This window comes from Streptomyces sp. ID05-39B, assembly GCF_033794725.1.
Lineage (GTDB): Bacteria > Actinomycetota > Actinomycetes > Streptomycetales > Streptomycetaceae > Streptomyces > Streptomyces bobili.
On sequence record NZ_JARGEF010000108.1, the window covers coordinates 1 to 24999 of the forward strand.

Here is a 24999-nt window from a genome sequence, read left to right on the forward strand (position 1 = left end):
GTGGGGGTGGCCGGTGAGGAGGGACTGTTCGGAGCGCAGGTAGAGGTCCTCGGGCGGGGTGGCCTGCGCGCGTGCGGCCAGCAGGGCGGCCACCGCGTCCCGGCTGTCGAGCATCTCGGCGGGCAGGCCGGGGTTGGTGAGGCCGGTGTGGTGCCGCAGTTCCGTGGCGACCAGGCCGACGAGGCCGCGGTGGTCGAGGCGGTGCCAGGCGCCGTCCACGCGCACCTCGGGCTCGGCGGGCCGCCGGGCGCCGCGCACGCGGAGCAGACGGCCGGAGGGCAGCCGGTGCGTGTGCCGTGCGTCATGCCGGGCTCGCGGTTCGGCCAATTCCCTCCCGGCCCCGGTCACTTCCCCCTCGGCCCGGGCCGGGTCACGTTCGGCCACTTCCCGCAGGAGGCAGTTGAGGAGCGGTGCGGCGGCGAGGGCGTCGGCCCGTGCGGCCAGGGCGCCCGGCGCGGTGGCGGCACCTCGGGCGACGGCGGCCGAGCCGGGCTCGGCGGCCGGCACGGAGTCGGCGGGCGGGGGGATGAGATCCACGCGTTCCACTCGTTCCCTACGGTTCTGGCGGGCGGAGACGATCAGTATCGCTGGGGTCACGACCCGCCCGTGACGCCGTTGGCGCACCCGCGCCCTGCCCGACCCGTACCCGAGGAGCCCGCCCGTGCACCGTCCCCCCACCGCCGAGGCCGAGCTGGCCGCCGACCTCGCCGCCGTGCGCCCCGCGCTCGCCGCGCGGTTCGCCGCCGAGCTGCCCGGTGCCCGCGCGGCCGTGCTGACCCGTCTGTGGCGGGCCCTCACGCACGAGCCGCTGCCGTGGGTCGTGGGCCGGGTGCCCGCCCGCGACGGCCTCACGCTGCACCTCGCCGACGGCCGACGGCTGCACGGCCCGCGCTCCGACCCGTACGCGACCGCCGCCCACGTGAGGGCCGTGGACCTGGCCGGGACGGCGTACGACGATCCCGCGCGGCTGATGACGGACCTGGCCGTGCCGTACGGCGGGAGCCTCGCCGCAGAACTGGCGCACAGTACGGCGTCGTTGGCGCTGTCGCGCGCCGGGCAGGAACCGGGGGGTCCCGGCGCGAAGGAGTGGCCCGCGCACGACTGGGAGTGGGAGCAGCGGGTCGTCGACGGTCACCCGTACCACCCCAGCTGTCGTTCCCGGCCCGGTCTTTCGGTGGCCGAGCAGCTGGCCTACGGGCCGGAGCACCGGCCGCCGGGGGTGCGACTCGGGCTGCTGCCGGTTCCGGCCGAGGAGTGCCTCGTCTCGGGCGAGTGGCCCGACGGACTGCGGGACGGGCGACGGCTGGTGATCCCGGTGCACCCCTGGCAGGCGGCGCACGTGCTCAAGCGGTCGTGCCCAAAGGGGCTTGCCGCGCATCCGCTGATGTCCCTGCGTACGCTCGCGGTGCCGGGCGGTCCGCACGTGAAGACCGCGCTGAGCGCCCGGCTGACGTCGTCGGTGCGGGACATCTCGGTGGGCTCGGTCGCCGCGTCCGCGGCGCTGTCCGCGTTCGCGGAGAGCCTGGCGGAACACACGGACGGCCTGCTGCACATGACCCGTTCGCTGGGCGCGGTCACCGCCAACTCCCCCGACCTCGCCGCCGTGTTGCGTGAGCCCCCGTCCGTGTACGCGGGTCCGGGCGAGCACGTCGTCCCGGTGGCCGCCCTCGCCACGACCGGACTTCCCGCCTCACCCGCCTGGTTGGCCGACTTCGCGCGGCTGGCGCTGACCGTGGGGCTGCGGCTGCTGGAGCGGGGCGTGGCCCTGGAGGCGCACGGCCAGAACCTGCTGGTCGTACTGTCGGCGTCGGGTGCGCCGCTGCGGCTGGTGTACCGCGACCTCGCCGACATCCGGGTCAGCCCGGCCCGCCTGGCCCGGCACGGCGTGACGGCGTCCGAACTGCCGGCCCGGATCCTCACCGACGACGTGAGGGCGCTGCGCCGCAAACTGTTCGGCTCGCTGGTGGCGGGCGCTCTGGCGGCCACCGCCGGAAGCGGTGAGGCGCTCGGTACGGCGCTGGCGGCGGCCGTACCGCAGGCGCCGGACACGGTCGACCTGCGGGCGCTGCGCGAGGAGCCGGTGCCGGTGAAGGCGCTGACGCTGATGCGGCTGTCGCCGGGCGGGTCCGGGGACCGGTGGGCGGAGCTGCCCAACCCGTTGGCAGGCCGGGGTTTCTGATCACGTTTTGAAGCGGGACACCTCTGGTCAATAGGATCCGCCGATGATCAGAACACAACGGCTGGCGGCGGGCTTCTGCGCCCTGCTCGCCGCGCTCACGGCCGGGCTCGCGTTCCCGGCCGGGGCGGTCGCCGACGAGACCACAGCCAATGCGCCCAAGGTCAACCTGGTGCTCGACGTCAGCGGTTCGATGCGGGCGAAGGACATCGACGGCGGGTCGCGGATGGCAGCGGCCAAGCAGGCCTTCAACGAGGTGCTGGACGCCACCCCCGAGGAGGTCCGGCTCGGCATCCGCACCCTGGGGGCCAACTACCCCGGCGACGACCAGAAGACGGGCTGCAAGGACACCGCGCAGCTCTACCCGGTGGGCCCGCTGGACCGCACCGAGGCCAAGGCCGCGGTGGCCACGCTCACGCCCACCGGCTGGACCCCGATCGGACCGGCCCTGCTCAAGGCGGCCGAGGACCTCGACGGGGGCACCGGATCCAAGCGGATCGTGCTGATCAGCGACGGCGAGGACACCTGCGCCCCGCTCGACCCGTGCGAGGTGGCCCGCGAGATAGCGGCCAAGGGCATCGGCCTGACCATCGACACCCTCGGCCTGGTGCCGAACGTGAAGATGCGTCAGCAGCTCAGCTGCATCGCCGAGGCCACCGGCGGCACCTACACCTCGGTGGAGCACACCGAGGAACTCACCGACAAGGTCAACCAGTTGGTGGACCGGGCGGCCGACCCCGTGGTGACGCCGGTCGCCACCCGGGGCGCGGACTCCTGCGCGAAGGCACCGACCCTGAAGTCGGGCCTGTACACCGACCGTGAGGAGTTCGGCCAGGAGCGCTGGTACCGCGTGGACCTGGATCCGGGCAAGGAGCTGCGGGCCTCGGTGAGCGTGTCGGCGGACCGGGCGATGAACCCCGACTACGGGCTGCTGGTACGGGCGGTGACCGTGCACGGCCGGGAGATCGTGCGCGGCGAGGCCGCCGGGAACGGCCGTACCGACGTCATCTCGACCGGTCTGCGCTACCCGAAGGCGGAGAGCGACGACGATGACGCGCCCGCCGAGACGGTGTGCGTGCAGGTGACCAACTCCTATTCGGCCGCGGCCGGTGTGAAGACCACGCCGGGCATGCCGCTGGAGCTGACCGTGGACGTGGTCGACGGTCCTTCGCAGGCGAGCGACGTGGCCTCGTTCGGTCTGGGCCGCGGCTGGTGGCTGCTCGGCGCCCTGGTGCTGGCCGGCTTCCTCGCGGGCGTTCTGTGGGGCTGGCTGTCGCGCTGGCGTGTCGCGGTCTGGAGGACCAACTGATGCGTATCACCCGAGTACTGAGCACGACCCTGCTGGCGTTCGGCCTGGCGGCCGCTCCGGCCGCCGCCGACTCCACCCCGTCCGCGAGCCCCTCGAAGGACGGTTCGGCGCCCACGACGGCCGGCACGTCCTTCCGTACGGCGACGGAGGTCGACCAGGGGCAGACGGCGACCGCGAGCGGCTCCGCGGGCGACTACCTGTACTGGTCGTTCCCCGCCGACGCGGGCCAACGGCCCACCGTGACGGCGAAGGTGAAGCTGCCCGAGGAACACGCGGGCCAGACCTGGCAGGTCGACGTGTACGACGGTCTGCGGCGCCGCCAGGCCTGCCAGTACGGCGCGCAGACCCGCACCGCCGCCTCCGGCACCGCCTCCCTGGAGCTGGCCTGCGTGCTGCGCACGGTCCGCGCCTGGTCGGAGCCGTGGGCCGACGACCCGCTGCCCGGCACGTACTACGTCCGCCTGACGGCTCTCGGCCTGAAGACGGCAGACCTCGGCCTGCCGGTCGGCGCCGAACTGCGCGTCGGCTCCAAGGACATGGGCGGGGCCGCGGCGGTGGACGGCTCGCTCGCCGAGCCCCTGGTGCCTGGCATCGCCGTGAAGTCGTCGGCAAAGGACGAGGGCGAGGACGCAGACGGGGACGACTCGTCCGCCTCCGCCGTGCTGTCGAGCATCGAGCCGGACGACGGCTGGTCCTCCGGCTGGTGGACGGACCGCTGGGTGTGGACCGGGATCGGCGGCGTGCTGGCCGCGCTCGCCGGGATCGGCGGGTACACCCTGACCCGCGGCCCGGGACGGCCGAGGCAGGTGCCGCCGGGCGCCTGACGCTCACCCGGAAGGCCCGCACCGTGCGGGCCTTCCGTGTTCCTCAGGCCTCCCGCAGCCCTTTGGCGAGGGTGCCCTCGCCGCTCACCTCGATGCGCCCGTCGCGCACGGCGTCGAGCAGACTCAGCTCGCCCTGCGCCACCGCCGTACAGGTGGCGGTGTCCATGACGAGCAGGGCGTCGGGTGGGCCGGGGGCGGCCCCGTGACCGTACACGGGCCCTTCGTCCGTGCCGACGAAGAGATGGAAGTGGCCCTCGTCCAGCCGGACTTCGACGAGCCCCTCGCCCTGAAGGGCGCGCAGCAGGGGCAGCGCGAACCAGTGTGCGCGGATCGCGTCGGTGGGCCCGCGCTCCCCCAGTTCCGCCTGCCCCCACGCGCCGAGCGCCTGGAGCACGGGCAGCAACGCGCGTCCGCGCCCGGTGAGTTCGTAGACGCTGGCCGCGCCGGGCGGCGGCAGCCTGCGCCGGGTGGCGAGTCCGTCGCGTTCCATGTCCTTCAGCCGTGAGGCGAGTACGTCCGTACTGACGCCCGGCAGGTCGGCGTGCAGGTCGGTGTAGCGGCGCGGGCCGGCGAGCAGCTCCCGGACGATCAGCAGGGTCCAGCGATCGCCGACGGTGTCGAGGGCGCGGGCGGCGGAACAGTACTGGTCGTAGCTTCGGCGAGGTGACATGCGACGCAGTCTAGACATGTCGTTGGACTTTCCAAGCTCGAACTTGGTAAAACCAAGTAACACCAGATACCGGAGGGGCGCATGGAGTTCCGGCAGTCGAACAAGCTCAGCGAGGTCTGTTACGAGATCCGCGGCCCGGTGATCGAGCACGCCAACGCACTGGAGGCGGCGGGGCACAGCGTGCTGCGCCTCAACACGGGCAACCCCGCGCTCTTCGGCTTCGAGGCGCCGGAGGAGATCCTCCAGGACATGATCCGGATGCTCCCGCAGGCCCACGGCTACACGGACTCGCGCGGCGTCCTCCCGGCCCGCCGGGCGGTCGCCCAGCGCTACCAGGAACGGGGCCTGGAGGTCGACGTCGACGACGTCTGGCTCGGCAACGGCGTCTCGGAGCTGGTCTCCATGGCCGTACAGGCACTGATCGAGGACGGCGACGAGATCCTCATCCCGGCCCCCGACTTCCCGCTGTGGACGGCCGTCACCACGCTCGCGGGCGGCAAGGCGGTCCACTACCTCTGCGACGAACAGGCCGACTGGTACCCGGACCTGGACGACATGGCGTCCAAGATCACCGACCGCACCAAGGCCGTCCTCATCATCAACCCGAACAACCCCACCGGCGCGGTCTACCCCAAGGAGATCATCGAGGGCATCCTCGACCTGGCCCGCCGGCACGGCCTGATGGTCTTCGCCGACGAGATCTACGACCAGATCCTCTACGACGACGCCGTGCACCACTCGGCCGCGGCGCTCGCCCCCGACCTGGTCGTCCTCACCTTCTGCGGCCTCTCCAAGACGTACCGGGTAGCCGGATTCCGCTCGGGCTGGCTGGTGGTGACCGGTCCCAGGCAGCACGCGCGGGACTACCTGGAGGGCCTGACCATGCTGGCCTCCATGCGCCTGTGCGCCAACGCGCCCGCCCAGTACGCCATCCAGGCGGCTCTCGGCGGCCGCCAGTCCATCCGCGAACTCACCGCGCCGGGCGGCAGACTGCGCGACCAGCGTGACATCGCCTGGGAGAAGCTCAACGAGATCCCCGGCGTCTCCTGCGTGAAGCCCAAGGGCGCCCTGTATGCCTTCCCGCGCATCGACCCCAAGGTCCACCCCATCCACGACGACGAGAAGTTCGTCCTGGACCTGCTGCTGCGCGAGAAGATCCAGGTAGTCCAGGGAACCGGTTTCAACTGGCCGACCCCGGACCACTTCCGCATCCTCACCCTCCCGCACGCGGAGGACCTGGAGGCGGCGATCGGCCGGATCGGGCGTTTCCTGAGCGGTTACCGGCAGTAGGCAACGACGGCCCGGATCGCGTGGTAGTCGCCTTCACCCGCGAAGCCGTCCGCATACGGGACTCCAAGAACCACCGCACCTCCACCTCGCCTTCGCCCCGTCCCAGGGGGCCGCGTTCGTCTCGTACGCCGCGGATCACTGACGTACGACAGACCGGCGCCCCGTACTGCGGGGCGTCGGCGCACGCCTGTGCGACTCTTGCGGCATGGGTGATCTCTTCCTGGTGCGGCACGGCGAGACCGCGTGGTCGCGCACCGGCCGGCACACCGGACTGACGGACGTCCCGCTCACCGAGCACGGCCGCATGGAGGCGCGTCAGTTGGTGCCGCTCATCCGGTCGCATCGGATCGGCGCCGCGTTCTCCAGTCCGCTCCAGCGGGCCCGGGAGACGGCGGAGCTGATCGGGCTGCACGAGGTGCGGGCCGACGCGGACCTCAAGGAGTGGGACTACGGCGGGTACGAGGGCGTCACGACCGTCGAGATCCACCGGGAGCGGCCGGAGTGGTTCCTGTTCACGGACGGTGTCGCGCCGGGCCCGCCGGAGCATCCCGGGGAGACCCCGGAACAGGTCGGGGAGCGGGCCGACCGGATGCTGGCGAAGGTGGACGCGGCGCACGCCAACACGGAGGGGTGCGTGGTGCTGGTGGCGCACGGGCACTTCCTGCGGGTGCTCACGGCGCGAAGGCTCGGTCTGCCGCCGTCGGCGGGGGCCCTGTTCCAGTTGGCGACCGGGGCACTGTGCCGGCTGGGTACGGAGCACGGCCGGCATGTGATCGCGGGGTGGAACATCCGGCCGGGGGCCTGAGGGGCGGGCGGGAGGGGGTCTGCGGTCGGGCCGGATTGTCAGTGGCTGGTCGTAACCTTCGTGGTGGTGGACAGCCGTACCGTCGCCCGGAGGGAGCAGGCCGTGACACGACCGCCGACCGCCGCCCAGCGGCGGGTGATCGACGCCGCCGACCCCGTCACCGGGCGCCTCCGGGGCACGGAGGCGCAGCTCGCCGCGCTGGTCGGGCGGGGGCTCGCGTTCCGACACCCGAGGCCGCCGAACGACCACTTCCTCACCCCGGCCGGACACCGGATACGGGAGGCGGAGCCCGAGGCCGAGCCCGCCGCCGCCGTGGTCGATGCCCCGCGCGCGGAGACCGGCGTGTTCACGGCGCGGGTCGGCGGCGAGGAGGAGCCGCCGGACGGCGGGCCGTCACGGGTGCGGGAGGTGCACAGCGCCTGGCAGGGGCTGCTGGAGCTGCGCCGGATGACCCACCCGGACGGGGCGGTGGACCGGCCCTGCGGGTGGGAGCGTACGCATCTGGTGCAGGCCGCCGCGCTCGCCCTGGAGGCGGCGGGGCACCCGCCCGCCGGCGCGGACGTCCGCAGACCGGGCGGCGGCGGGACGGACGCCGGCGGCTACCGTGTGCGCGCCAGCCCTCAGCCGGACGCGATCGCCGTGCAGGGGCCGGACGAGGAGACGTTGCGGGCCTGCGCGGCGACGCTGGAGAAAGCGGGCTGGCACGTCAGCGAGCACACCGATCCCCGGAGCAGAACCCGCTATCTGCTGGCTTCCCCGCGCCGCGTGTGAGGGCGTGCCAAGATCGGTGGACAGGGCATCGACTGTGCTCGTCGACGAGAAGGGGAAGCCGTGAGCGAGCCGTTTTCCGTGCGGGTCACCGTGCGCGGATACGAGACCGACGTGCAGGGCCATCTCAACCAGAGCGTGTACATCAACTACGCGGAGCACGCGCGCTGGTCACTGCTCCAGGCAGCGGGCATCACCCAGGCCGGGCTGATCGGCCGGGGCATCGGACCGGTCGCCCTGGAGACGACCATCCGGTACAAGCGTGAACTGCTCGCGGGCGACGAGGTCGACGTCACGTGCGCCTTCGCATGGGGTGGCGGCAAGACGTTCCGCATCGAGCAGGTCATCCGCAGGACGGACGGCACGGTCGCGGCCGAACTGTCCGCGGTCGGCGGCCTGCTGAACCTGGAGACGCGGCGGATGGTCGCCGACCCCGCGCACCACTTCAAGGAACTGGCCACCGACCCGAGCCTGTTCGGACTCTGATCCGGGGCATGCCGGCCCCGGCAGCCCTACGCGTCGGTCAGCTCCCGGTCGTGCTCGGAGTCGTAGGCGGCGCGGGACTCGGCGATGTAGACCCTGTTGCGTTCGGCCCAGCCGGTCAGGCGCAGCAGGGTCTCGTGCAACTCTCGAGCCACCGGCGTCAGTTGGTACTCCACCTTCGGCGGCACGGTCGGGTGCACGGTACGGGTGACGAGCCCGTCGCGTTCCAGGTTGCGCAGGGTGAGGGTCAGCATCCGGCGGCTGATGCCCTCGATGCCGCGCTCCAGTTCGGTGAAACGGATCGGTCCGTGCGCTGCCGCGACGAGGATCTGCACGCTCCATTTGCCCGAGACCCTGTCAAGAACCTCCCGCACCGGGCACGCGTGCGCGTTCACCACCTGCGGGGTAACACCGGTGTTCCTCTGGGACATCCGACTGCCTCCTTACGGCTCCCTTCAGGGTCACTCACGATGGCCTCCGTCACAAGTCGTGCACCAAGGGCACGCATCGTTCCTACGGAGACAGCGGAGGCCCGCAGACCATGTCCACCAAGGTCGGCTCACAGAACCGGACACCGGACCAGGCACCGGTACAGGCACCGGACCGGACTTCGAACCTGACGTCGAACCGGATGTCACACCCCCGGACGTACTCCCGCTGGGCGTCGCTCGTCATCCTGTGCGCCGGCACGCTGATGACGATCCTGGACGGCAACATCGTCACCGTGGCGATGCCCGCCATCCAGAGCGACCTCGGCTTCAGCGCTCCGGGCCTGGCCTGGGTCGTCAACGCCTACCTGATCCCCTTCGGCGGTCTCCTCCTGCTGGCCGGCCGCCTCGGTGACCTGGTGGGGCGCAAGCGGATGTTCACGGCGGGCCTGGCGGTGTTCACGGCGGCGTCCGTGCTGTGCGGGGTGGCCACCGGGCAGAGCGTGCTCATCGCGGCCCGCGCCCTGCAAGGCGTGGGCGGGGCGATGACCTCGGCAGTCGTCCTCGGCATGCTGGTCGCCCTGTTCCCCGAGCCACGCGAACAGGCCCGAGCCATCGCGGTGTTCAGCGCCGTCGGCGCGGCGGGGGGCGCGCTCGGCACCTTCCTCGGCGGGGCGCTCACCCAACTCCTCACCTGGCACTGGATCTTCCTCATCAACCTGCCGATCGGCGTGCTCGCCTGGTTCGCCGCCCTGCGCGTCCTCGCCCCCGACCGCGGCGCCGGCCTCGGCAAGGGCGCCGACTACCCCGGTTCCGCCCTGGTGACCGGCGCCCTCATGCTCACCGTGTACGTCATCGTCGGCGCCGGCGACCGAGACGCCACCGCCACCACCCTTCTGGCCCTGCTCGCCGTCGCCCTGTTCGCCGGCTTCGTCCTGCGCCAGGCCCGCACCGCCCGCCCCCTGCTCCGCCTTCGACTGTTCGGCTCCCGGCTCCTCAGCGGCGCGAACGCCGTCCAGATCCTGATGATCGCCACGATGTACGGCTTCCAGTTCATCGGCGCCCTGTACCTGCAACGCGTCCTCGGCTACGGCGAGTTGGCCACCGGTACGGCCTTCCTGCCGGCGCCGGTCGCGATCGGCCTGCTGATGCTCGGCCTGTCCGCCCGCACGATCGCCCGCTACGGCGCGTACCGCGTGCTGCTGGCCGGCCTGGTCCTGATCACCGCGGGCATGGCGCTTCTGAGCCGCGCCCCGGCCGACGGCTCGTACGCGGCGGACGTACTCCCGCCGATACTGCTGCTCGCGGCCGGTTTCGCCGCCGCGATGCCCGCGCTGACCGGCCTCGCGATGTCGGGGACACGGGAGGAGGACACCGGACTGGCCTCCGGCCTCTTCAACACCACGCAGGTGGTGGGCGGTTCGCTGGGCCTGGCCGTGCTGACCACCCTGGCGGCCCAGCACACCGACACCCTCCTCGCCACAGGCACCGCCCCCCTCCCGGCCACGGCCGAGGGCTACCAACTGGCCTTCCGGGTGGCGACGCTGATCGCGGCGGCGGCCCTGATACTGGCGACGGCGGTGTTGCGGACACCACGGGTGCGGGACGCGGGCTGACCCGGACCGACGCAGCCGGACCCGTCGTGACCGAGCCGAGGCGACTGGACCCGCCGTGACCGGGCCGACCTTGACCGGGCCCTGCGGCCGGCCCGTCACCCGGCCTCGAACGCCCCCCGATGCGCCACCGCCCACTCCCGGTACGTCCGCGCCGCGCGCCCCAGCAGCTCGGGCACGTCCTCGGTGACGACGGCGTTGCCGCCCGCGCGCGCGAATGCGGTACCGGCCAGCATCCCCTCCGCCTGCGCCTCCCCCAGCCCCCAGGCCAGAAGGAGTTCGCGGGTCCCTTCGGGTGTGAGGTCGCGAGTCGTGACCGGGCGGCCGAGTACGTCCGCGAGTACGGCGGCCTGTCCGGGCGCACTGATCGTCTCCGGCCCGGTGAGGGTGTACGTCCGCCCGGCGAGCCCCCCGTCCAGCAGGGTCAGTGCAGCGACCTCGGCCACGTCACGCGGGTCGATCACGCCCTGTGCGCCGTCGCCGGTCATGTTCGGCACCGCCAGACCCGACCGGACGGGCTCCGCCCAGCTCAGCGTGTTCGAGGCGAAGGCCGAGGGCCTCAGGACGGCCCACTCGGCGCCGCTGTCACGCACGGCCCGCTCCCCCGGGAGGTGCCACGTACCGGAGGGGCCCACAGCAGGGTCGCCGGTCGCGATCGCGGAAAGCTTCACCAGCCGTCCCACGCCCGCCGCCACGGCCGCAGCGACCAGGTCCTCGTCGGACCGGGCGCCGCCGCCAGGATCGGTGCCGGGGCCGGGGACGCCCACCAGGAACGCCGCCGTCACGCCGGTCATCGCCGCTTCCAGGGAGGCGGGTTCGCCGTAGTCGCCCCGCGCCACCTCCACGCCCGCGGGGAGTGACATGGCCCTGGCCTTCGCCGGGTCGCGGACGAGGGCGCGCACCTTCTCTCCGCGCGCCGCCAGCCGTCGTACGAGTTCACTGCCGATGGTGCCTGTGGCACCGGTCACGAGGATCATGGCTCTCACGTTGACGGGCCGGGGCAACGGGTTACTAGGAATTTCCGGCACGCTTCGACAGGCCCGCGAGGCCGCCCGTGCGCCTACGGTGAAGGGGTGACCAACGCCCTCGCCGAGCAGTCGCTGACCGTCCCCGAGCGGGCACGCCCCTGGATCTCCGGCATCGAGTCGATGCGCGTCACCGGCCCGCTGCCCGACTCCTTCACCCACGCCCCGGACACAGCGGCCCGGTTGGTCGTGCGTGTCGAGGCCGACGGGCGGCGCGACACCCTGGTCGTCGGGCCGCGCACCCGAGCCACCTACCACACGGACGCCGACCGCCCGGTGACGTCCTGCACGCGTCTGCGGCTGGGACCGGGTGCGGCACGCCCGCTGCTGGGCGTCGCCGCGGTCGATCTGGTGGGCCGTGCGGTGCCGCTGCGCGAGCTGCCCTCGGGTACGGCCCGGCGACTGGCACGTGCGCTGGCCTCGCTGGACGAGGAGGGGTTCACCGCCCGCCTCGCGGAGCTGCTCCCGCCTCCGGCCGACGACTCCCGCAACCGTTTGCTGCGAGCCGCCACGGCCGCCCTGTCGACCCACCGCGACCGCACAGCCGCCGCCGTCCAGGACGTCGCTCGCGACCTCTCGGTCAGCGAACGCCAGTTGCGCAACCTGTTCGCGGAAGGAGTGGGCCTCTCCCCCAAGCATTACGCCCGCATCGACCGCGTACGGCACGTCCTCACCCACGCGGCCGACGCCCCGTGGGCCGAACTCGCCGTCGCAACCGGTTACTACGACCAGTCCCACATGACGGCCGACTTCCGCGCTCTGATGGGCGTGCCACCGAAGGCGTACTTCACAGGACGGCTGCCGAGGGCCACGCCGTGCGAGGCGCCCGCACCGCGCTGAACCGTACGGAGGCGCCAGGACGGGGCGGCCGCCACCGGTCCGGTCGGAATGCGGATGCGCGGGTCGCCGCCGACCTGCGATGCTCCGGTCCCATGGCCGTTCGACGCAGCAGACCCAGCCTCTACATCTCCGTGGACATCGAGGCCGACGGGCCGATCCCCGGCCCCTACTCGATGCTGAGCCTGGGCGCCGCCGTCGCCGGGGTCCAGGACGCCGAGGGATTCACCGCGGCAGACCCCGAGGCGCGCACCTTCTACCGTGAACTGCGGCCCATCGGCGACGACTTCGTCCCCGACGCGCTCGCCGTCAGCGGCCTCGACCGCGAGCGCCTGCGTGTGGAGGGACTCGAACCCGCCCTGGGGTTGTCCCAGTTCACCCGCTGGGTGCGCGAGGTGAGCGAGGGCGCGCAGCCGGTGATGTGCGGCTACCCCGCGTCGTACGACTGGACGTTCCTCTACTGGTACCTGATCCGCTTCACCGGCGAGAGCCCCTTCGGGCACTCCGGATGCCTGGACATGAAGACGCTGTACGCCACGAAGGCCGGGGTGCCGCTGCGGGCCGTGGCCAAGCGGTCGATGCCGGCGGAACTGCTGCCGAGGCGCCGTCACACGCATCACGCGCTGGACGACGCCGTCGAGCAGGCCGAACTCTTCGCTCACCTCATGGCGTGGCAGGGGCCCGCGGCGCCCCGGTGATCTCCTCGCCCGCCTCCATCGGGTGCGTCACGTCCTGGGCGTCGACGGTCCTGCCGAGGTGGTTGAAGACGAGGTTGAGCAGGACGGCCGCCACGCAGCCCGTGGAGATGCCCGAGTCCAGGACGATCCGTGCCGTCTCCGGGAAGGCGTGGTAGAAACCCGGCGCGGTGATCGGGATGATGCCGACGGCGAGGGATACGGCGACGATCAGCACGTTGTTGTCCTTCTCCAGGCCCGCCCGGACAAGGGTCTGGATACCGCTTGCCGCAACAGAGCCGAACAGCACCACGCCTGCCCCGCCGAGCACCGGGCGCGGTACGACGGCGATGAGTGAGGCGGCCATCGGGCACAGGCCCATCAGGACGAGGAAGGCGCCGCCGGTGGCGACGACGTACCGGCTGCGGATCCGGGTCATCGCGACCAGGCCGATGTTCTGGGCGAAGGCGCTGCACATGAAGCCGTTGAAGACGGGGCTGAGCGCCGAGCCGAGGGTGTCGGCCCGCAGGCCCGCCGCGATCGTCTTCTCGTCCGCCGGACGGTCGACGATCTCACCCAGCGCCAGCATGTCGGCGGTCGATTCGGTCATCGACACGACCATCACCACGCACATCGACAGGATCGCCGCGACCTGGAACTGCGGGGCGCCGAAGTGGAAGGGGGTCGGGAAGCCGACCACGTCCGCGGCGGCGACCGGCCCGAAGTCGGTGACGCCGAACGGTATCGCGACGAGCGTTCCGGCGACCAGGCCGAGCAGCACGGCGATCTGCTTGACGAAGCCCCGGGTGAAGCGGCGCAGAAGCAGGACCAGCAGCAGGGTGACGCCCGCGAGGGTCAGGTTCGTCGCCGAGCCGTAGTCGTCGCCGGCCGGGTTCGGGCCCTGCGCCCAGCCGAAGGCGACCGGCAGCAGCGAGACACCGATGAGGGTGATCACGGTGCCGGTGACGACCGGCGGGAAGAAGCGGACCGCCTTGCAGAAGACGGGGGCCGCGAGGAAGCCGAGGAGTCCCGCCACGATGACCGCGCCGAAGATGACGGGCAGCGCGTCGGACCTGTCCTCGGTGGAGGCGACGATCGCCGTCATGGGGGCGACACCGGCGAAGGTGACGCCGTTGACGAAGGGCAGGCGGGCGCCGATCTTCCAGACGCCCAGTGTCTGGAGGAAGGTGGCGAGGCCCGCGGTGAAGAGGCAGGCACCGGTGAGGAAGGTGAGTTCGGTGCCGGTCAGGCCTATGGCGGCGCCGACGATCAGCGGCGGGGCGACGACTCCGGCGTACATGGCGGCGACATGCTGGAGACCGCTTGTCGCCATTTTCAGGGCGGGGAGTTTCTCGTCCACGGGGTGGACGGGTGGGGCGGCTGGATCGGCTATCGCGGCGGGTCGTCGAGCGGACACGGCGGCTCTCCTCCGGTCGGTTACACGGCAGCTCTGGCGTGGGTTTCATGGAGGTGGTGCACGGTCGTGCGGGACCGGGGAAACGGCGGGAAACGACGGGAAACAGTGTGAAACGGCGGGAAACGACGGGGTGACCGTTCCGGGGCGCGCGCGTCCGCACGCGCCCCGGTCACAGCCGCCGTGGACCCTTGCGGGTCCAGGGCCACCGGCACGGGAGCCGTCCCTCCCGGCCGGAGTCTCAACAGGTCAGCCCTGGTCAGCTCAGGGGCACCTCTGGTCAGCTCAGGGGCAGCCCTGTGCGGCGATCCGTGCCAGGCGCCGGGCCTCTTCGCGGGTCGCGCGGGCGATCGCGTCCTCGTCGGCGGTGAGCAGCCGGCCGTCCTCGACGATCTGACGGCCGTTCACGAAGGAGGCGGTGACCGGGGCCGCCGCGCCCAGGACCAGCGCGGTCACCGGGTCGGCGATGGAGGCGTGGGCGAGGGTGTCCATCCTCCACAGCACCAGGTCGGCGAGCTTGCCCGGCTCCAGCGAGCCGATCTGGCTCGCCCGGCCGAGGACCCGGGCGCCGCCGAACGTGCCCAGGCGCAGCGCCTGACGGGCGTTCAGGGCGGCCTCGCGGTGGACGCCGAGGCGGTTGATCAGGAGGGCGTTGCGCAGTTCGGTGTGGAGTTCGCCGGACTCGTTGGACGCCGTACCGTCGACGCCGAGGCCGACCGGGACGCCGGCCGCCAGCATGTCGGGGACGCGGGCGATGCCCGCCGCGAGCCGGGCGTTGGACGACGGGCAGTGCGCCACACCGGTCTTCGTGCGGGCGAACGCGGCGATGTCGGAGTCGTTCATGTGGACGCAGTGCGCCATCCACACGTCCTCGCCGAGCCAGCCCGTGGACTCGAAGTAGTCGGTCGGGCCCATGCCGAACAACTCGTGGCAGAACTTCTCCTCCTCGACCGTCTCCGAGCCGTGCGTGTGCAGCCGTACGCCGAGACGGCGGGCCAACTCGGCCCCCTGGCGCAGTAGTTCGGTGCTGACGGAGAAGGGCGAGCAGGGGGCGACGGCGACCTGGGTCATCGCGTCGAAGGAGGCGTCGTGGTGCTGCCGCACGGTCTCCTCGGTGGCGGCGAGGGCGCCTTCCAGGGTTTCGACGGCGAAGTCCGGGGGCAGGCCGCCGTCCTTCTCGCTGCGGTCCATGGAGCCACGGGCCAGGGTGAAGCGCACGCCCATGTCCCGTGCGGCACCGATGATCGCGCCGGACAGGTCGCCGGAACCGTGCGGGAAGACGTAGTGGTGGTCCATGGCGGTGGTGACACCGCCGCGGGCCATCATCGCGAGGGAGCCCTGCGCGGCGGCCCGGACCATCGGCTCGTCGATGCGGGCCCAGGTGGGGTAGAGCGCGACCAGCCAGTCGAACAGGTTGTGGTCCGTGGCCAGGCCGCGGGTGATCCACTGGTAGAAGTGGTGGTGGGTGTTGACCAGACCGGGAGTGACCAGGTGGCCTGCGGCGTCGATGCGGCGGGCGACGTTCTCCAGACCTGCCGGGGCCGGGCCCGCACCGACCGACTCGATGCGGTTGCCGGCGATCACGACGTAACCGCTTGCGTGCTCGGTGTCGTGGGCGTCGACGGTCGCGATCGCACAGTTCTCGATGACGATGCGCCGGTCTGCTGCCATGGTTCGTCCTTTGCGGTGAGAGGGAGAGGGCACGGCAGGACCCCGGAAGATTGAGTGCCGTGACCGGGGCGGGAACGGAAAGGGGCGCAGTAACGGCTTCCCCTTCCGTTCCCGCTTTCCCGGCCACGGGTGCCGCGATGAACGGGTGCCGCGATGAAGCGGAACGTGGGAAACGGATATGTCAGAGGTTGCTGAGGTCCACCGGTATGCGGGCCTCGCAGCCGTCCCGCAGGACGGTCCCCTCGATCAGGCCGTAGGGCCGGTCGGCGGCGAAGTACACCTCATTGTCGTTCTTCAGCCCGAACGGCCCCAGGTCGACGAGGAAGTGGTGCTTGTTCGGGAGGGAGAAGCGGACCTCGTCGATCTCGCCGCGGTGGTCGATGATCCGCGACCCCATCTGGAACAGCGTCTGCTGGAGCGAGAGGGAGTACGTCTCCGCGAAAGCCTGGAGGAGGTGTTTCCTCGTCTGCTCGTAGGACTCCTCCCAGTCCGGCATCTCCCGCCCGTCGTCCGTCCAGTTGAACCGCCAGCGGGCGGACACCTGGGTGGCGAGGATGCGGTCGTAGGCCTCGGGGAGCGTCGTGTACTTGTCCTTGACGTAGCCCCAGAACTCGGAGTCCGTCGAGTTCATCACGACCAGGTCCTTCAGGCCGGAGACGACCTCCCATGACTCACCGTCGTAGGTGATCTGGGTGAGCCGGGTCTCCTGGCCCTGACGGACGAATGAGTGCTTCGGCTCGTCGGAGCCGGTCTCCTTCGTGCCGGCGCCGGAGGTCTCGATCCGCTCCCAGGCGTACTCCTCGATGCGGATGCGGGCCCGCTGGATGGGCTCCTGCGCGGTGACGAAGTGGCGGGCGAGGTGGATGCCGAACTGCTCGGCGGACTCGATGCCGTACTCCTTGGCAAACGCGTACACCGTGTTCTTCGTGGTGTCGGTCGGCAGCACGTTGGCGTTCGAGCCGGAGTAGTGGACCTCGTCCATGTCGCCGCTCAGCGACACCGAGACGTTGAGGTCCTTGATGTGGTGGGTGGCGCCGTCCCGCGTGATCTTGACGACTCGGTTCTCGGCCTTGCCGTACTGGTTCTGTCCCAGAAAGGTGGGCATCTAGCTAGCTCCCTCGGTAAACGGAGTAGCCGAACGGGTTGAGCAGCAGCGGTACGTGGTAGTGCTCGCCCGGCACGACGGCGAACGTGATCGCCACCTCCGGGAAGAACACGCCGGCACCGCTGTCCCGATTCGCGGGGGCGTCCTGCTGCGCATCGGCTTGTTCCTTCACGGTCTTCTCCAGGTACGGCTCCACGGCGAAGTCGAGCCGTACGTGGGTGGTTCCCTCCGGCAGCGCCGGCAGGTCCTTGCACCGGCCGTCCGCGTCGGTCGCGGAACCGCCGAGCGCCCGCCATTCCGCGTCCCGGCCGGCGCGGGCCGAGAGGTGGACGGCGACGCCCTCGGCGGGGCGGCCGACGCTGGTGTCCAGGATGTGGGTGGACACGGAGGCGGTGGTGCTGGTGCTCATGGTCGGGGCGTCCTCTTCGGTCGGCTCTCGGTCGGCTGGCAGGCGGCTCGGTCGTCCTCAGCCGTCCCCGCTCACCTGTTGGACGGCCGAGCCCGGCTCATCCCTCTACACCGTTTTCGACAAGTCGGGCCAGGCGGATGCGGTTGATCTTGCCCAGTTCGGTGCGGACGATCTCCCGTTCCTGTTCCGGCGCGTTGACGAGCCGTTCCCGTACGGCGTCGCGCATCTCCTCGCCGGTGCGGCCGGTGGCGCAGATCAGGAAGACGTGACCGAACTTCTCCTGGTAGGCCAGGTTGAGTTCGAGCATCTGCGTCTTGAGTTCCTCGGAGGCGCCGGCCATGCCGCGCTGCTCGCGGGCGGAGGTCGGGTCGCCGGGCCGGGGACGGCCGATGGGCGGGTGCCCGGCCATCGCCTCGTCCAGGTCCGCGGCGGTCAGTTCGGCCATGGCGGCGTCACCGGCTGCGTACAGGTCGTCGGCGGTGGCGTAGGGACGGGCCGCGAGCAGGTGCTTCGCCCAGGTGGTGGAGGCGCAGGCCTCGTGGAGCGCGGCGAGAGCCGCGGACTCTTCGAGGGCGTTGAACCGGGCCAGTCCCGGGGGCGGGGAAGTCGACGTCACGGGAGCCTCCGTGGCCGTGAACGGCCTTCGTGCTGATCGGACTGCGGCTAGCTAACGCCTACCCGCGACAACCAGTCAACACTTTGTTGAAAATTCCGGGTAACGAAACCCGGAGTCTCGAAACCCGGAGCCCCGCGCGGTCACAGCCGCCGCTCAGCTCCCCTTCTCGCGGTTGAGGTAGTTGTACACGGTGAAACGGCTTACCCCGAGTGCGCCCGCCACCGTCTCCACGCCGTGCCGCACGGAGAACGCGCCGCGCGCCTCCAGTATCCGTACGACCTCCTGCTTGGCCTTGCGGTCCAGATCCGCGAGGGGCTTGCCCTTCTTGCGTTCCATCGCGGCCAGGATGTGGTCGAGGGAGTCGGCGAGCTGCGGCAGCCGTACGGCGAGGGCGTCGGCGCCCTCCCAGGACAGCACGACGTCGTCGGGGCCGGCCTCGTCCGGCGGGACCAGTTCCCCGCCCATGGCGTCGACCAGCGGCTTCACGGCCGCGATGAAGGACTCCCGCCCGGACCCGGTCATTCGCCCTCCCCGAGGACGTTGACCTGGAGGGAGATCCGGGTGGCTCCGGCTTCCAGGGTCTTGCGGAGCAGGGCGTCGACCGCGCCCAGTACCGCGTCGGCGCGACCCTCCACGGTGTTGCCGAACGGGCCCACGTCCACGGCGTCCAGGTCGGCGGCCTCGACGACCTCGCGGGCGACCAGCGCGTGCGCGGGTGCCTCGTCGAGATCGAAGGGCTCGGTGGTGAACTCAACCCTCAGTCGCATCGCGCCCCATACCTCTCTGACCTGCCTGACCTGCGCGTTTCCCACCCGCCCGCACCAAGGAGGGCGCTCCGGAACGATCCGCCGACACACGAATGGGCCATCGGGGTGGCTCCCGGACCCCGACCTTAACCGACCGGCGGGTCGGTCAGGGGAGTGCCGGCGCCCCGCCTCCGCCACACCCCTTGACAAGCCGCGACCCCCGACGGCAATCTTCCAATAAGCAGAAAGTAACTTCCACAATACGGAATTCATGGTCAGTGTGTGGAAGCCGTCACGGAAGGGAGCGCCGGACCCCATGGGATTCGCAGAGCAGCGCTTCAACGTCAACCTGTCGATCCTCTTCACCGAACTCCCGCTCCTGGAGCGCCCCGCGGCCGCCGCCGCGGCCGGCTTCACCGCGGTCGAACTGTGGTGGCCCTGGACCGACACACCCACCCCCCGGCAGCACGAACTCGACGCGCTGAGAACGGCGATCGAGGACGCGGGCGTCCGGCTCACCGGCCTGAACTTCTACGCCGGCCGGCTGCCGGGCCCCGACCGCGGCGCCCTGTCGGTCCCGGGTGAGGAGTCGCAGAGGTTCCGCGCCAACATCGACGTGGCCGCCGGCTTCGCACAGTCCCTCGGCTGTACGGCGCTCAACGCGCTCTACGGCAACCGCGTGGACGGCGTGGACCCGGCCGAGCAGGACGCGCTCGCCCTGGAGAACCTGGCGCTCGCGGCGCGGGCCGCCGACCGGATCGGCGCGATCCTGCTGATCGAGGCGCTGAACCGGCCCGAGTCGCCGAAGTACCCGCTGGTGTCGGCCTCGGCCGCCGTCGGCGTCGTCGACAAGGTCAACGCGGTAACCGGTCTCGCAAACGCCCGGTTCCTGATGGACCTCTACCACCTGTCGAAGAACCGCGAGGACCTCCCCTCGGTGATCGACCGGTACGCGTCCAGGACCGGCCACGTGCAGATCGCCGACAATCCGGGCCGCGGCGCGCCGGGCACCGGCTCACTGCCGCTGGAGAACCTGCTGGACCGGCTCGGCAAGGCCGGTTACGAGGGCTGGGTGGGCCTGGAGTACAAGCCGGGCGACCGTCCGAGCGCGGCGGCCTTCGACTGGCTGCCCCGGTAGCACCGGGCAGGCCCCGGGTCCGCGCCGCCCGCTGAACATCCCCGTACCGAGAGGCACCCCATCATGAGCAACCTCCCCAAGATCGCCTGGATCGGCCTCGGCGTCATGGGCTCCCCCATGTCCGAGAACCTGATCAAGGCGGGCTACGAGGTAACCGGTTACACGCTGGAGCGGGAGAAACTGGACCGGTTGACCGCCGCCGGCGGACGCCCGGCCGGCTCGATCGCCGAGGCCGTCCGTGACGCCGAGGTCGTGATCACGATGGTCCCGGCCTCCCCACAGGTCGAGGCCATCGCGTACGGCCCTGACGGCATCCTGGAGAACGCGCGCCCCGGCACCCTGCTGATCGACATGTCCTCCATCACTCCGCAGACCTCCGTCGATCTGGCGAGGGCGGCGAAGGACAAGGGCATCCGCGTCCTGGACGCGCCGGTGTCCGGCGGTGAGGCCGGTGCGGTCGAGGCGGTGCTGTCCATCATGGTCGGCGGCGAGCAGGCCGACTTCGACCGGGCCGAGCCGCTCTTCGACGCGCTCGGCAGGACGATCGTGCTCTGCGGGCCGCACGGCTCGGGCCAGACGGTGAAGGCCGCGAACCAGCTGATCGTCGCCGTGAACATCCAGGCCTGCGCCGAGGCCGTGGTCTTCCTGGAGAAGTCCGGCGTGGACCTGAAGGCCGCGCTGGACGTCCTCAACGGCGGACTGGCCGGATCAACCGTACTGACGCGGAAGAAGGACAACTTCCTGAACCGCGACTTCGCTCCGGGCTTCCGCATCGACCTGCACCACAAGGACATGGGCATCGTCACGGACGCCGCCCGCACCGTGGGCGCCGCCCTGCCGGTCGGCGCCGTGGTCGCGCAACTCGTCGCGAGCCTGCGCGCGCAGGGCGACGGCGGCCTCGACCACTCGGCACTGCTGCGAGCCGTGGAACGGCTTTCCGGCGCCCGGCTGTAACCCTTTCCCAGACTTCCGGGCGGCGCCGCCGCTGACATCTGTCCTGTCGCGCCCAGGCGACGACGCCGCCCGGAATCCAGCCCCTTCCCCGCGCGATCCCGCATACGGCACGCGCGTGGAACCTGTGGAACATTCGGTCCACGCCCGAGCCAGGACCGAACCCCCGGCTCGCGCCCCCGACCTGACGGAACGTCATGGTCCAGGGCGCGGCCCGTCCGCGCCGACGATCCGGATGAGGGGTGATCGCGGTGCGGAGCGGGCGAGGGGACAGGAGCCGCGGCGGCGTGCGAGCCAGTGCGGTGGTGAAGGAAACGTGGCGCTCCTCTCGACCTGAGGGAGGACGTCACGGCTCCGTCGCATCCGTCGCGGTCCCTGTCCCTTCCGATCGATCCTCTGGACCCTCCCCGCGCTCCCCCGCGAGACCGTGACCCGGTCGCGCCGGGGAGCGCGCCGCGTTGCGCGCGCGGCGGGCACGCGCAGGCGGACCGGCGACGACCGCGCCTGGCCCAGCCGGCCGTACCCCTCGGCCCTCTCCCGGCGTGCGGACGGGCCGCACCCGCAGGAATCTGAGGGCATGGGCAATCCGACGCAGCACCCGCACATCGTGGTCCACCCGCCGGCCCTGGACGGCTCCCGCCGGGTCACCTCGGGCGACGCCACCCTGGGGATCGCGACGCACCTCGACGATGTCGTCGAGATCCTCCGCCTCGCCGACCTGGACCGCGTCGAAGTCGAGGAAAGCGACCTCATCGAATGGCAGGGCGGCGGCCCCGACGACTGGCCGGGACTGTCGGAGCATCATGAGCAGCACGAGGCATAGGCCGGGGTCAGAGCGAGGCGTAGGCCGGCTACGACAACCTCAAATCAACCTCTGAACATGGCTCAAGGGCTTTCAACAGCCGCCGGGCGTGGGCACATTGTGGTCACGCGGGGCCCGCCGGCACGGGGGCGGCGGGTCCCGCTCCAGGGGGTCGCCATGAGCACAGGCACATCGATCCGGCCGCGGCCGTACGAGGTCGCGCCGTTGCGGGGCGGACCCCGCGCCGCCGTCACGGTGGCCGTGGTCGCCCTGCATCTGCGGGGCGGCGTCGAGGCGGGCCGGCCCGGCAGACCGCGGACCTCAAAAGCGTCCTCCGAGGCTGCCGGGCAGGCCCCGCCTCCCCAGACTTGGACCTCTTCCCCGGCTCCTGCGTCTTCCCCGGCTCCGCCGTCGTCCTCGACTCCTCTGCCGCCGCTCGCCGAGGCGGTCCGCACGGCGCTCGCCCGGCCCGCCGGACTGCCCCAGGTGCGGGACCATGCCGACGTCCGGGCCGCCCTCGCCGAGCTGCAGGCGGGTCTGCGGGCCGCGGGCCTGCTCCGGGCCTTCCCGCCCCACCGCACCCGAACCGCCCGCCGGGCGCTGGACGCCCTGTCCGCCGAGCACCCCCTGCCCACGAGCCGGCCCTGCATGTCCTCGTCCCCCGGTTCGCCCTGCGGGCGGGACTGATCACGCGGGCCGAGGTAACCGAGGGCAAGGGCTTCCACGCCCGTTCCCCACGAGGCGGGGGCACGGGCGGAACGGCGTACTCGTGCGGGGGCGGCGGAGGCGGCTCGGACTGAGCGGCACGCCGAAGGGGCGGCCCCTCCTCCGGGCGGGCCGCCCCTTGGCTACTTTTTGTTACTCACTGTTTCCGCTCCGCCTCGAGGCGTTTTCCGGCTGGTCAGGCCTTCAGCGTCCTGACCGCCGTCGGCGCGTGCCACTCCTGCGTCGCGATCTCCTCGAACTCCACGACGTTGCCGATGTCGTTGGTGCCGCTCATGGAGATATTGGTGACGCGCTCCAGGATCGCCTCGACGACGACCGGGACCTGGAACTCGGCGGCGAGCTTCTTGGCGTGCTCGAAGGCCGCGCCCAACTCGTTCGGGTCGGTCACCCGGACCGCCTTGCAGCCGAGGCCCTCGGCGACCTTGACGTGGTCGACGCCGTAGACGCCCAGCTCGGGCGAGTTGATGTTCTCGAACTCCAGCTTGACCTCGAAGTCCATGTCGAACCCGCGCTGCGCCTGGCGGATCAGGCCCAGGTAGGAGTTGTTGACCAGGACATGGACGTAGGGGATCTTGTGCTGCGCGCCGACCGCCAGTTCCTCGATCATGAACTGGAAGTCGTAGTCTCCGGAGAGGGCGACGACGGACGCCTCCGGGTCGGCCTTGGCGACGCCGAGCGCGGCGGGGATGGTCCAGCCGAGCGGTCCGGCCTGGCCGCAGTTGATCCAGTGGCGCGGCCGGTAGACGTGCAGCATCTGGGCGCCGGCGATCTGCGACAGACCGATGGTGCTGACGTAACGCGTTTCCGGGCCGAAGGCCTTGTTCATCTCCTGGTAGACGCGCTGCGGCTTGATCGGGATGTCGTCGAAGTGCGTACGGCGCTGGAGCGTGGCCTTCCTCTCCCGCGCGGCCCCCGCCCACGCGGAACGGTCGGGCAGCGCACCGGCCGTCCTCACCTCCCGTGCCACCTCGACGAACAGCTCCAGGGCAGCCCTGGCGTCGGAGGCGATACCGAAGTCCGGCGCGAAGATCTTGCCGATCTGGGTGGGCTCGACGTCGACGTGGACGAACGTCCGTCCCGCCGTGTAGACGTCCAGCCTTCCGGTATGCCGGTTGGCCCACCGGTTGCCGATACCGAGGACGAAGTCGGACTCCAGGAACGTCGCGTTGCCGTAGCGGTGCGAGGTCTGCAGACCCACCATGCCGGCGTTCAGCTCATGGTCGTCGGGCAGCGCGCCCCAGCCCATCAGGGTGGGCACGACCGGGACGCCGGTCAACTCCGCGAACTCGACCAGGAGTTCGCAGGCGTCGGCGTTGATGACGCCGCCGCCCGCGACGATCAGCGGGCGCTCGGAGGCGTTGAGCATCCCGATCGCCTTCTCGACCTGCGCGCGGGTCGCGGCCGGCTTGTACACGGGCAGCGGCTCGTAGGTGTCCGGGTCGAACTCGATCTCGGTGAGCTGCACATCGATCGGCAGGTCGATGAGCACGGGGCCCGGACGGCCGGAGCGCATGAGGTGAAACGCTTGCTGAAACACCCCGGGGACCTGTGCGGCCTCCAGGACGGTGACCGCCATCTTGGTCACCGGCTTGGCGATCGAGGCGATGTCGACGGCCTGGAAGTCCTCCTTGTGGATCACGGCGGTCGGGGCCTGGCCCGTGATGCACAGGATCGGGATCGAGTCGCCGATCGCGGAGTACAGGCCGGTGATCATGTCGGTGCCGGCCGGACCCGAGGTGCCGACGCAGACGCCGATGTTGCCCGGCCGGGTCCGGGTGTAGCCCTCGGCCATGTGGGAGGCGCCCTCCACGTGGCGGGCCAGCGTGTGGGTGATGCCGCCGGAGGCCTTGAGGGCCGCGTAGAAGGGGTTGATCGCCGCGCCGGGGACACCGAACGCGGCGGTGACGCCCTCACGCCTGAGGATCTCAACTGCCGCGCGGGCAGCGGTCATTCGTGCCATCGAGTACTCCTGCTTCGACTGCTTCAGCTGCTTGAGCTGTCGGATGCGTACTCCCGTCGCGCCCCGCCGTGAGCACATCGACACCGCCTCCGCAAGGTGATTCCGTATTGCGGAAACTAACTTCTACTATCTGGAAGTAATCTAAGGGGGTGGGAGAACACCGTCAAGAGACGGACAAGCGGGGGCTCTCTGGAGGACGATGGGCGCCATGCCCGAGAGCGTGCCGGTGCGCTGCCCGGCCTGCCGGCGCGAGCGCCTCTACACCGTCCCCCGCTACCCCTGCGCGTGCGGCGCCCCGGTCGCGGCCCGCCTCGATCCCCGTGCGGCCCCGAAAGCCGTCGCACACCGGACGTGGGAGGAGGAGTGGATCACCGTCCGCTGCCGGTCCTGCGGCCGCCACGGCCAATGGCCCCGCCCGGCACGTCAGCGGGAGCCGCAGGACGGCGCGGCAGGCGAAGCGTATTTCCGGCCGGGGCCACTCGACGTGGTGGCCGAGGGACCGGCAGCGACCAGGAATCAACTCCTCCTCCAACGAACGAGAAACGAAGGCAGCCAGGGG

The 24999-nt window shown here is 71.6% G+C and carries 25 protein-coding genes and 2 pseudogenes; 15 read left to right on the forward strand and 12 right to left on the reverse strand.

Annotation, left to right across the window (positions count from 1 at the left end; genetic code table 11):
- Nucleotides 1-444, reverse strand: a pseudogene (locus P1P75_RS22620) (IucA/IucC family siderophore biosynthesis protein); the annotation flags it as partial.
- A gap of 217 nt (nucleotides 445-661) precedes the next feature.
- Between P1P75_RS22620 and P1P75_RS22625 the strand changes: the two are divergent.
- The 3 genes from P1P75_RS22625 to P1P75_RS22635 are packed head-to-tail and all read left to right on the forward strand — an operon-like array spanning nucleotide 662 to nucleotide 4309.
- Complete coding sequence (locus P1P75_RS22625; protein WP_319258152.1) at nucleotides 662-2179, forward strand: IucA/IucC family protein; 1518 nt, start codon at nucleotides 662-664, stop codon at nucleotides 2177-2179.
- 43 nt (nucleotides 2180-2222) lie between these two features.
- Nucleotides 2223-3485, forward strand: coding sequence for a VWA domain-containing protein (locus P1P75_RS22630; protein WP_319258154.1), 1263 nt, complete (start codon nucleotides 2223-2225; stop codon nucleotides 3483-3485).
- The gene (locus tag P1P75_RS22635) at nucleotides 3485-4309 is read left to right on the forward strand and encodes a hypothetical protein (protein WP_319258156.1); all 825 of its coding nucleotides are present in this window, start codon (nucleotides 3485-3487) and stop codon (nucleotides 4307-4309) included. Before P1P75_RS22630 ends, P1P75_RS22635 begins: the two co-directional genes overlap by 1 nt.
- A gap of 43 nt (nucleotides 4310-4352) precedes the next feature.
- Here the strand turns inward: P1P75_RS22635 and P1P75_RS22640 are convergent, their stop codons facing one another.
- Nucleotides 4353-4979, reverse strand: coding sequence for a helix-turn-helix domain-containing protein (locus tag P1P75_RS22640; RefSeq protein WP_319258158.1), 627 nt, complete (start codon nucleotides 4977-4979; stop codon nucleotides 4353-4355).
- Nucleotides 4980-5060: 81 nt separating this feature from the next.
- Here P1P75_RS22640 and P1P75_RS22645 point away from each other — a divergent pair, with 81 nt between their 5' ends.
- The 4 genes from P1P75_RS22645 (at nucleotide 5061) to P1P75_RS22660 (ending at nucleotide 8328) form a co-directional block, all read left to right on the forward strand.
- Nucleotides 5061-6269 (forward strand): pyridoxal phosphate-dependent aminotransferase, encoded by a 1209-nt coding sequence (locus P1P75_RS22645; protein ID WP_319258161.1) that lies wholly within the window; start codon nucleotides 5061-5063, stop codon nucleotides 6267-6269.
- 205 nt (nucleotides 6270-6474) lie between these two features.
- The gene (locus P1P75_RS22650; RefSeq protein ID WP_319258163.1) at nucleotides 6475-7074 is read left to right on the forward strand and encodes a histidine phosphatase family protein; all 600 of its coding nucleotides are present in this window, start codon (nucleotides 6475-6477) and stop codon (nucleotides 7072-7074) included.
- Nucleotides 7075-7176: 102 nt separating this feature from the next.
- Nucleotides 7177-7845, forward strand: a complete 669-nt coding sequence (locus P1P75_RS22655; RefSeq protein WP_319258165.1) for a hypothetical protein — start codon at nucleotides 7177-7179, stop codon at nucleotides 7843-7845.
- 60 nt (nucleotides 7846-7905) lie between these two features.
- On the forward strand, nucleotides 7906-8328 hold the full coding sequence (locus P1P75_RS22660) for an acyl-CoA thioesterase (protein ID WP_319258168.1): 423 nt from the start codon (nucleotides 7906-7908) through the stop codon (nucleotides 8326-8328).
- 26 nt (nucleotides 8329-8354) lie between these two features.
- Here the strand turns inward: P1P75_RS22660 and P1P75_RS22665 are convergent, their stop codons facing one another.
- Nucleotides 8355-8756 carry a helix-turn-helix domain-containing protein gene (locus P1P75_RS22665; RefSeq protein ID WP_319258171.1) on the reverse strand — a complete coding sequence of 134 codons (402 nt, stop codon included), beginning with the start codon at nucleotides 8754-8756 and terminating at the stop codon, nucleotides 8355-8357.
- Between the two features lie 200 nt (nucleotides 8757-8956).
- Between P1P75_RS22665 and P1P75_RS22670 the strand changes: the two genes are divergently transcribed.
- Complete coding sequence (locus P1P75_RS22670; protein ID WP_319258173.1) at nucleotides 8957-10369, forward strand: MFS transporter; 1413 nt, start codon at nucleotides 8957-8959, stop codon at nucleotides 10367-10369.
- Nucleotides 10370-10464: 95 nt separating this feature from the next.
- Here P1P75_RS22670 and P1P75_RS22675 read toward each other — a convergent pair whose 3' ends face one another.
- Nucleotides 10465-11352, reverse strand: a complete 888-nt coding sequence (locus tag P1P75_RS22675; protein WP_319258175.1) for an NAD(P)H-binding protein — start codon at nucleotides 11350-11352, stop codon at nucleotides 10465-10467.
- 87 nt (nucleotides 11353-11439) lie between these two features.
- On the opposite strand from P1P75_RS22675, the gene P1P75_RS22680 reads away from it, so the two are divergent.
- Entirely contained in the window at nucleotides 11440-12231 is a 792-nt protein-coding gene (locus P1P75_RS22680) for a helix-turn-helix domain-containing protein (RefSeq protein ID WP_319258178.1), read from the forward strand.
- A gap of 92 nt (nucleotides 12232-12323) precedes the next feature.
- On the forward strand, nucleotides 12324-12926 hold the full coding sequence (locus P1P75_RS22685) for an exonuclease (protein WP_319258181.1): 603 nt from the start codon (nucleotides 12324-12326) through the stop codon (nucleotides 12924-12926).
- On the opposite strand, the gene P1P75_RS22690 is transcribed toward P1P75_RS22685, so the two are convergent.
- The 7 genes from P1P75_RS22690 to P1P75_RS22720 form a co-directional block, all read right to left on the reverse strand.
- On the reverse strand, nucleotides 12892-14319 hold the full coding sequence (locus P1P75_RS22690) for a nucleobase:cation symporter-2 family protein (RefSeq protein WP_319258183.1): 1428 nt from the start codon (nucleotides 14317-14319) through the stop codon (nucleotides 12892-12894). The two genes, P1P75_RS22685 and P1P75_RS22690, sit on opposite strands and share 35 nt — an antisense overlap.
- A gap of 282 nt (nucleotides 14320-14601) precedes the next feature.
- Nucleotides 14602-15987 (reverse strand): 8-oxoguanine deaminase, encoded by a 1386-nt coding sequence (locus P1P75_RS22695; protein WP_319258186.1) that lies wholly within the window; start codon nucleotides 15985-15987, stop codon nucleotides 14602-14604.
- Between the two features lie 181 nt (nucleotides 15988-16168).
- The gene (pucL, locus tag P1P75_RS22700) at nucleotides 16169-17092 is read right to left on the reverse strand and encodes a factor-independent urate hydroxylase (protein WP_319258188.1); all 924 of its coding nucleotides are present in this window, start codon (nucleotides 17090-17092) and stop codon (nucleotides 16169-16171) included.
- A 4-nt stretch (nucleotides 17093-17096) separates the two neighbouring features.
- Nucleotides 17097-17501 carry a hydroxyisourate hydrolase gene (gene uraH, locus P1P75_RS22705; protein ID WP_319258191.1) on the reverse strand — a complete coding sequence of 135 codons (405 nt, stop codon included), beginning with the start codon at nucleotides 17499-17501 and terminating at the stop codon, nucleotides 17097-17099.
- Nucleotides 17502-17598: 97 nt separating this feature from the next.
- Nucleotides 17599-18117 (reverse strand): 2-oxo-4-hydroxy-4-carboxy-5-ureidoimidazoline decarboxylase, encoded by a 519-nt coding sequence (gene uraD, locus P1P75_RS22710; protein WP_319258194.1) that lies wholly within the window; start codon nucleotides 18115-18117, stop codon nucleotides 17599-17601.
- A gap of 153 nt (nucleotides 18118-18270) precedes the next feature.
- Nucleotides 18271-18639, reverse strand: coding sequence for a helix-turn-helix domain-containing protein (locus tag P1P75_RS22715; protein ID WP_150473396.1), 369 nt, complete (start codon nucleotides 18637-18639; stop codon nucleotides 18271-18273).
- The gene (locus tag P1P75_RS22720; RefSeq protein WP_150473395.1) at nucleotides 18636-18884 is read right to left on the reverse strand and encodes a thiamine-binding protein; all 249 of its coding nucleotides are present in this window, start codon (nucleotides 18882-18884) and stop codon (nucleotides 18636-18638) included. Before P1P75_RS22720 ends, P1P75_RS22715 begins: the two co-directional genes overlap by 4 nt.
- A 295-nt stretch (nucleotides 18885-19179) precedes the next feature.
- On the opposite strand from P1P75_RS22720, the gene P1P75_RS22725 reads away from it, so the two are divergent.
- The 4 genes from P1P75_RS22725 (at nucleotide 19180) to P1P75_RS22740 (ending at nucleotide 22441) form a co-directional block, all read left to right on the forward strand.
- Nucleotides 19180-20001 (forward strand): TIM barrel protein, encoded by an 822-nt coding sequence (locus tag P1P75_RS22725; RefSeq protein WP_319258197.1) that lies wholly within the window; start codon nucleotides 19180-19182, stop codon nucleotides 19999-20001.
- 63 nt (nucleotides 20002-20064) lie between these two features.
- A complete protein-coding gene (locus P1P75_RS22730) occupies nucleotides 20065-20955 on the forward strand; it encodes a 2-hydroxy-3-oxopropionate reductase (RefSeq protein ID WP_319258199.1) in 891 nt (296 codons plus the stop codon).
- Nucleotides 20956-21529: 574 nt separating this feature from the next.
- Nucleotides 21530-21775, forward strand: a complete 246-nt coding sequence (locus tag P1P75_RS22735; RefSeq protein ID WP_319258201.1) for a hypothetical protein — start codon at nucleotides 21530-21532, stop codon at nucleotides 21773-21775.
- Nucleotides 21776-21931: 156 nt separating this feature from the next.
- Nucleotides 21932-22441, forward strand: coding sequence for a hypothetical protein (locus P1P75_RS22740; protein WP_319258204.1), 510 nt, complete (start codon nucleotides 21932-21934; stop codon nucleotides 22439-22441).
- A 214-nt stretch (nucleotides 22442-22655) separates the two neighbouring features.
- Here P1P75_RS22740 and gcl read toward each other — a convergent pair whose 3' ends face one another.
- Complete coding sequence (gene gcl, locus P1P75_RS22745) at nucleotides 22656-24440, reverse strand: glyoxylate carboligase (protein WP_319258206.1); 1785 nt, start codon at nucleotides 24438-24440, stop codon at nucleotides 22656-22658.
- A gap of 199 nt (nucleotides 24441-24639) precedes the next feature.
- Between gcl and P1P75_RS22750 the strand changes: the two are divergent.
- Nucleotides 24640-24999: pseudogene (locus P1P75_RS22750) on the forward strand (hypothetical protein); the annotation flags it as partial.